General features: G+C 59.6%; 6 protein-coding genes and 1 tRNA gene. 4 read left to right on the top strand and 3 right to left on the bottom strand.

Annotated features, from left to right (window positions below):
* Window positions 1-181, top strand: a 181-nt coding sequence (locus DW189_RS14515) for a hypothetical protein (RefSeq protein WP_220398826.1), incomplete at its 5' end; no start/stop codon positions are given.
* Window positions 182-229: 48 nt separating this feature from the next.
* Here the strand turns inward: DW189_RS14515 and DW189_RS05705 are convergent.
* Window positions 230-305 (bottom strand) — tRNA-His (locus DW189_RS05705).
* Between the two features lie 231 nt (window positions 306-536).
* On the opposite strand from DW189_RS05705, the gene groES reads away from it, so the two are divergent.
* From groES to DW189_RS05690, 3 genes are all read left to right on the top strand, one after another.
* Window positions 537-806: a co-chaperone GroES gene (gene groES / locus DW189_RS05700; protein ID WP_010264892.1), complete on the top strand. Its 270-nt coding sequence runs from the start codon at window positions 537-539 to the stop codon at window positions 804-806.
* Between the two features lie 107 nt (window positions 807-913).
* A complete protein-coding gene (gene groL / locus DW189_RS05695) occupies window positions 914-2,545 on the top strand; it encodes a chaperonin GroEL (RefSeq protein WP_018694639.1) in 1,632 nt (543 codons plus the stop codon).
* Window positions 2,546-3,109: 564 nt separating this feature from the next.
* Window positions 3,110-4,138 (top strand): hypothetical protein, encoded by a 1,029-nt coding sequence (locus tag DW189_RS05690; RefSeq protein WP_232045462.1) that lies wholly within the window; start codon window positions 3,110-3,112, stop codon window positions 4,136-4,138.
* 243 nt (window positions 4,139-4,381) lie between these two features.
* Here DW189_RS05690 and DW189_RS05685 read toward each other — a convergent pair whose 3' ends face one another.
* A complete protein-coding gene (locus tag DW189_RS05685) occupies window positions 4,382-4,969 on the bottom strand; it encodes a phosphoglycerate mutase family protein (RefSeq protein ID WP_117507152.1) in 588 nt (195 codons plus the stop codon).
* A gap of 90 nt (window positions 4,970-5,059) precedes the next feature.
* Window positions 5,060-6,703, bottom strand: coding sequence for a DNA repair protein RecN (gene recN, locus DW189_RS05680; RefSeq protein ID WP_117507151.1), 1,644 nt, complete (start codon window positions 6,701-6,703; stop codon window positions 5,060-5,062).
* Window position 6,704 lies beyond the last annotated feature (1 nt).

Here is a 6,704-nt window from a genome sequence, read left to right as displayed (position 1 = left end):
CATCGGAGCCATTAACTGCTCCGAGCCCCGGTTCCTTATTTACCGCCGTTCAGTTTGCCGCGGCGAACACTTGGCCGATCTTCTGCATTTCCCGTCCGATAAGCTGTTCGGAGCGTTTTATCAATGGCCTGAAAACGAAATAATCCCGCATGTCGTTGATATACAGGATTGTTTGCGCTGATTTGCGGCTGTCTGCCAACAAAAAAGGTCTTCTTTCGAAGACCATTTTGGGTGGAAGATGGGGCTCGAACCCACGACCTTCGGAACCACAATCCGACGCTCTAACCGACTGAGCTACATCCACCGTGTGACCGTCGAACGGTCGTATCGGGATGCAAATGTAATACACTTTTTTTGTCCGTGCAAAAAAATCGGTGAAAAATCTTCGGGAAAATGCCCCGGGTGACAAAATGGCAGGCCGGACTGTACCTTTGTCACCTGGCGTCTGCCAAAAAACGGTTGGCACATCTATTGATGGGACTATGGGTGCTAACGCGCAACAAACTATTCAATAATAAACTAAAAACTGAAAAGCTATGAATGTAAAACCATTATCGGATCGTGTACTCGTCCTCCCGAATCCCGCGGAGGAGAAAACGGCCGGCGGGCTGATCATCCCCGACACGGCGAAGGAGAAACCGCTGGCAGGTAAAGTAGTCGCTGTGGGCCCCGGTACTTCGGAGGTCAAAATGGAAGTCAAGGTCGGCGACCAGGTACTTTACGGCAAGTATGCCGGGCAGGAGATCCAGGTCGACGGCGTGGATTACCTGATCATGAAGCAGAACGATATTTTGGCGATTATCTGACGATAACCGGTCGTCCTGACCTCGAAATTTTTACATTCCCTCTGAAAATCCCTTTGAAATGGGGGACTCCGGGGATAAGCTTATGAACGAATATAAAATATAAAGTTATGGCAAAAGATATCAAATATAATGTTGAGGCGCGCGAACTGCTCAAGGAGGGTGTCGATGCGCTGTCGAACGCAGTGAAGGTGACGCTGGGCCCCAAAGGCCGCAACGTGATCATCGACAAGAAATTCGGTGCGCCGCAGATCACCAAGGACGGTGTGACGGTGGCCAAGGAGGTGGAGCTCGAAGACGCTTTCGCCAACATGGGCGCCCAGATGGTACGCGAGGTCGCTTCGAAGACCAACGACGATGCCGGCGACGGTACGACGACCGCCACGGTGCTCGCACAGTCGATCATCGGCGTAGGCCTGAAGAACGTGACGGCCGGTGCCAATCCGATGGATCTCAAACGCGGCATCGACAAGGCCGTGGCCAAAGTGGTCGAGTCCCTGCGCAAGCAGAGCCAGGAGGTGGGCTCGGATTTCGACAAGATCGAGCAGGTGGCCACTATTTCGGCCAACAACGACGAGACGATCGGTAAGCTGATCGCCGAGGCGATGGCCAAGGTCAACAACGAAGGTGTGATCACCGTCGAGGAGGCCAAGGGTACCGAGACCCATGTGGAGGTCGTAGAGGGTATGCAGTTCGACCGCGGTTATATCTCGGCTTACTTCATGACCGATCCCGAGAAGATGGAGGCACAGCTCGAGAAGCCTTACATCCTGATTACCGACAAGAAGATTTCGACGATGAAGGAGCTGATGGGCGTGCTCGAGCCGGTGGCGCAGAGCGGCCGTTCGCTGCTGATCATCGCCGAGGACGTGGACGGCGAGGCGCTGTCGGCGCTCGTGGTCAACAAGCTGCGCGGTACGCTGAAGATCGCCGCCTGCAAGGCTCCGGGCTTCGGTGACCGCCGCAAGGAGATGCTCGAGGATATCGCCATCCTGACGGGTGCTACGGTGATCTCGACCGACAAGGGTATGAAGATGGAGGATACCGACCTTTCGATGCTCGGTACGGCGGACAAGGTGACGCTCAACAAGGAGAACACTACGATCGTCGACGGTGCCGGCAAGAAGGAGGAGATCGCAGCCCGTGTTGCTCAGATCCGCTCCTCGATCGACAAGGCTACGTCGGATTACGACAAGGAGAAGCTTCAGGAGCGTCTGGCCAAATTGGCCGGCGGTGTGGCCGTACTCTATGTGGGTGCCGCTACCGAAGTCGAGATGAAGGAGAAGAAAGACCGCGTGGACGACGCACTGGCTGCGACCCGTGCCGCTGTCGAAGAGGGTATCGTCCCGGGCGGCGGTGTGGCTTACATCCGCGCTACGGCGGCTCTCGAAGGGATGAAGGGTGCCAACGAAGACCAGACGACCGGTATCCAGATCGTGAAACGTGCGATCGAGGAGCCGCTGCGCCAGATCGTCGAGAACGCCGGCGGCGAAGGTTCGGTCGTTGTCAACAAGGTGAAGGAGGGCAAGGATGCCTTCGGTTACAACGCCCGCGACGACAAGTACGAAGACCTGCTGAAGGCCGGTATCATCGACCCGACGAAGGTGTCGCGCGTTGCGCTGGAGAATGCCGCTTCGATCGCTTCGATGTTCCTGACCACCGAATGCGTGCTGGCGGAGAAGAAATCCGATGCTCCCGCCATGCCTGCGATGCCCGCAGGCGGTATGGGCGGCATGATGTAATCATCGGTTCGCAATATGGAAAACCGGAGCCTTCGCAGAGGCTCCGGTTTTTGTTTTGCCGCGAAGCGGTCGAAGCGGCATTTTCCGGCGCTGCGGGCAGTTGGCCGGAAAGGGGTTGCGTCCGGGGGGCGCTCCGTTGGCCGCAAGGCTATTCCTGTCCGCGCATTTGCGGTTCGGCATCTATCATATGCCGGCCGAGCCGATCTGCGCCCCGGCGAATTGCCCGGGCTTGTAGTGTCGGCTGCGTCTTTGTCGCTCATGCGCCCGGGAGCCATGAGCCGGGTGTGAGGGCCGGGTGTGTGGCAGTCCGAAATGCCGTCGATGCGATAGGCCATTGCCATGACCGGCAGGCCGAATGCGAAAATTACAGCCTCAGGTCCTGCCGGTGCGGCAGGCGGGCCTTGAAAATGAAAATGGGCTGTATTGAGTGCGTTTTTGGCTGATTTGTTTGGTATTTGAGGCGGGAATATCTAACTTTGTCCGAGCAAAATAATCGGTTCCCAGGAGTGGGGAAGAAGTGCAACGGGAGATGCGGAACCATTTTATTAATCTAACACACCCACAATGAAGAAAATTACCATCTTAATGCTGGCCTTCCTGGCTGCCTCCTGCATTGAGAAAGGCGATGTCCGTCCCGGCAGTCCCGTGGACGTCGACATCGACCATTACCAAACGGCCGGCACGTACGATGTCCCCGTGAAAGAAGGTTGCATCACCGTAGTGAAGGCATACGGGGTGACGCTGGCCGAGGCCGAAAGCCCCATGACGATCTGGGTGCCGCGGATGACCCTGACCCGTTCGGACGAGGGGTTGACGACGACGTTCGTCCCGCGCGATGAGTACCCCAATTTCGCAGGCAACAAATCGCAGTTGTTCCAGGTAGTATGTTTCGAGGACTCCAGGCGCGGGGATTACGATTACAACGACCTGGTCATCCATGTGTTGTACCAGACCCGGCAGAATATCTTCGGGTTCGGCGTACAGCCCGTGGCGTTGGGGTCGACGAAATCCATCAAACTGGGATGTGTCGTTTACAAGGGCGGCAAGCGTGTCTTCAAGGGGTTGATCACCCCCGACGGTGCCGATTGCAGGTCGCAGTATTTCAAGTCGATGGAAGGGACGCTCAACACCTACGACAAGGTCAATATCAAGGTCGGGGAGTACCTGGGGTCGACGATCCGCAACTGGGACGTGTCGAAGATCGAAGGGAACGGCCCGATGCGCGTAGAGTGGTATATCGAGGTGGATAACGGCGTGGAACTCTATGCCTTGTCGACTGCCTACCTGAACGATTCGTTCGACAAGGACAAATTGCCCTACGGGCTGGTGATCACCGCCACGGGGACGGAGTATGTCGACGAGAACGGCGGCTACCTCTGCGGGTTCGACTGGTTCAACTATCCGCGCGAATCGGTGCATATCAAGGAGGTTTATCCCGAGCTGTGGAACTGGCTGACTACGGACAGCAGCTATGATTTTGCCGATATTTACGATGGCAGAAATGTCCCTGCGAATGCTTGCCCTGCCGCCGACCTGGGGCTGTTCGAAGCCCGGACGATCGACGTCACCAACAGGAAATACCGGGCTGACTGAGCCCGTGCCGATAGCGGCCGAGGCGGGTTGCGGTGCCGTCGCCGATTGAAAAAAGCAACCCTGCGGGGTTGCTTTTTTTTATGTGCGGGCTTGTTGTCATGCGCTGCGTGCCCCGGGGATGCCGGATTGCCTGATGCACGGTGTTGAATGCCCGATACTGGCGGCGTGTGTTGCGCCATTGCCGGCCCTGTTCCCGGCTCCCGGTTCCGATCCTTCCCTTGCAGGACGGGGCTCCACTTTTTGTCAGGGCATCCACTCCAGAATCCCCGTCACGGGGTGGGCGGCACGCCAGGCTTCGAATTCCGCGTAGGTGCCCACGCCGTCGCGCAGTACGGCCTGGTAATATTCGATACCCATGATCTTCTCCGCCTCCGGGGTTTCGTATTTGAGCCGGAGGATCGTTTCGCGCGTCCGGTCGGTCAGCACGGCGGCGATGCGGTCGGCTACCCGTTCGAAATAGCCGTCGTAGGCCGAACCTTTCGGCATGTGGATCATGTCGATCTGCCATAACCGCTCGTCGGCATCGGCGTACCAGGCATGCCACTCGAGGCATTGGTCGGGGGCGTCGAGCAGGTTGTTGAAGGTGATGCTGCGGATGCGGCTGTTTTCGGCCAGGCGCGCCATGGCGGCGAAGCTGTCCGCAAGGCGCAGCGGCGAGGAGTAAATGTGGAAGTCGATGTCGCGGTGCGTCATCAGCAGTCCCGTGCGGAGCGACCCGACCAGGTTGGGTTCGGCGCCGACGGAGCGCCATGCGGCTTCGAGCCCGGAGTCGCGGATAACCTCGCGGGCGCGCTGCTGGTTGGCGGCCGCAATCTTCGTCAATTCATTCATTGTGCGGTAAATGTCGGGGTCAATATACGGAGTTCATAAAGTGCGCCGGACAAAAGGTTCGTTCCGGCCGGCGGGTAGTTGCGTGTGCGGTTATTTGCCCAGCAGAATGCGTGCCTGGGCTATGGCGGCATCGGTGATGCGGCTGCCGGAGAGCATCTTGGCGATCTCGGTGATGCGCCCCTCGTCCGTCAGGCGCGTGATGCCGGTGCGCCCGTCGCGTTTGTAGACCACGAAATGGGCTGCGCCTTTTGACGCCACCTGCGGCAGGTGGGTGATGTCCACGACCTGCAACGTCGCGGAGAGTGATTCGATGATCTCGCCCATGGCGTCGGCGATGCGCCCGGAGACGCCCGTGTCGATCTCGTCGAAGATGACCGTCGGCAACTGCATCCGCCGGGCAAGCAGGGCCTTGAGCGCCAGCATGACACGCGAGAGCTCACCGCCCGAAGCGATACGCTCGACACTCTGGGGCGTCGCGTTGCGGTTGGCCGAGAAGAGGAATGCCACGCCGTCGCCTCCCGTGCGCCCGAGGTCGGGGAGCGGGGTGAGCGCCACTCGGAATACGGTTTCGGGCATGCCCAGCTGTGCGAGCGTCGCCAGTATCTGTTTTTCGAAGGCCGGGGCGGCTTTTGCGCGTGCCTTGTGCAGCCTGTCGGCCAGCGAGCCGGCCTTCTGTGCGGCTGCGTCCAGTTCTTTTTCAGCCGCTGCGATCTCTTCGTCGCCGTGTACGATGGCGGCGAGCTGTGCGGCATAGCGGTCGCGGGCTGCGATCAGCTCCGCTTCGGAGGCGACGCGGTGCTTTTGTTGCAGGGCGTAGAGGGCGTCGAGGCGTGCGGCGAGTTTGGCCAGCCGTTCGGGGTCGGCGTCGAGGCGTTCGCTGTCGGCGGCTACGGCGTTGTCGATGTCCTTCAGCTCCTCGAGTACGGAGTGCAGGCGTGCGGCGTATTCCCCGGCCGCGGGGAAATGTTCGCGGATGCGTGTCAGGTCGTTCTCGGAATTTTTCAGGAGCGTGAGCACCCCGGTTTCGTCGGCATCGAGGGCGTTGCGGAGCGTAGTGAGCACCTCGCCGATGCGGTCGGCGTTCTCCAGTACGGCCAGTTCTTCCTCGATGGCGGCCTGTTCCCCTTCGCGCAGGTTGGCAGCCGTGAGTTCTTCGCTCTGGAAGCGGAGCCACTCCTCGTCGCGGCGTCCGTCGGCGGCGGCTTCGCGCAGGGCGGCGAGCCGGCGCCGCAGTTCCGTAAGCCGCGTGTACTGCGCGGCATATTGTGCGAGCAGTTCCCCGTTCCCGGCCACGGTGTCGAGCGCCGAGGTGCGGAACTCTTCCGAGGAGAGGATCAGGTTCTGATGTTGCGAGTGGATGTCGATCAGGCGGGTGCCGAATTCGCGCAGCTGGGCCAGTTGCACCGGGAGGTCGTTGATGAAGGCGCGGCTCTTGCCGGTCGGGGTTATCATGCGCGTTACGGTAGTCTCCGGCGCATAGTCGAGGTCGTTCCCGGCGAAGAAAGCCTCCATGTCGCGCCCCGAGAGGTCGAAGGTGCCTTCGACCACGCAGTTGCGTGCGGCGTCCTTCATGGCCGAGCCGTCGTTCTTGGCGCCCAGCAGCAGGCCGAGGGCACCGAGCAGGATGGATTTGCCGGCTCCCGTTTCACCCGTGATGATGTTCAGGTGGGGATCCAGCTCCATTTCGAGCTTGTCGATAAGCACGTAGTTCTCAACCGACAGACGGCGTAACATG

It is taken from the genome of Alistipes sp. AM16-43, from assembly GCF_003435745.1.
GTDB classification, from domain to species: domain Bacteria; phylum Bacteroidota; class Bacteroidia; order Bacteroidales; family Rikenellaceae; genus Alistipes; species Alistipes onderdonkii.
Note: the sequence above shows the minus strand (reverse complement) of the source record. Positions and strands in the feature narration are given on the sequence as shown.